Genomic DNA, 403 nt, shown 5'->3' with positions numbered 1-403 from the left:
CCGCCTTTCGGGCCGCCCGGATTCCGCTGGTGCTCTACAACCGGCAGATGGAAGATGCGCCGGTCGCCTCGGTCATGTGCGAATCGGGGGCGGGCGAAGCAATGCTGGTCGACGGCATGATCGCGTCGGGCGCGCGCCGCTTCGCCATCATCGCCGGGCCGACGGATTCGACGGTCGGGGAGGCGCGTGTCCGCGCCGCAGTCGACCGGCTGGCGCATGCCGGCATCACCCCGGTTCCGATCGACCGCGGCGATTTTTCCTATGAATCGGGCCATGCCGCGACGGTGCGCTTGCTGCATCAGGGTCCGGTCGACGCCATCATCGCTGCCAACGACGTGATGGCATTGGGCGCCATGGACGCGGCGCGGATCGATTTCGGGCTGGACGTGCCGGAACAGCTTTC

1 protein-coding gene is annotated in these 403 nt (G+C 68.2%); it reads left to right on the top strand.

Features of this window, described 5'->3' with window-relative positions; translation table 11 throughout:
• Positions 1–29: 29 nt before the first annotated feature.
• On the top strand, positions 30–403 hold a 374-nt coding region (locus R5H29_RS14500; protein ID WP_332329355.1), incomplete at its 3' end, for a substrate-binding domain-containing protein.

Origin of the sequence: Stenotrophomonas sp. A3_2 (assembly GCF_036624925.1) — a bacterium.
Taxonomy (GTDB): Bacteria; Pseudomonadota; Gammaproteobacteria; order Xanthomonadales; family Xanthomonadaceae; genus Stenotrophomonas; species Stenotrophomonas hibiscicola.
The sequence above is the reverse complement of the archived record's forward strand: the minus strand, read 5'-3'. Positions and strand labels throughout refer to the sequence as shown.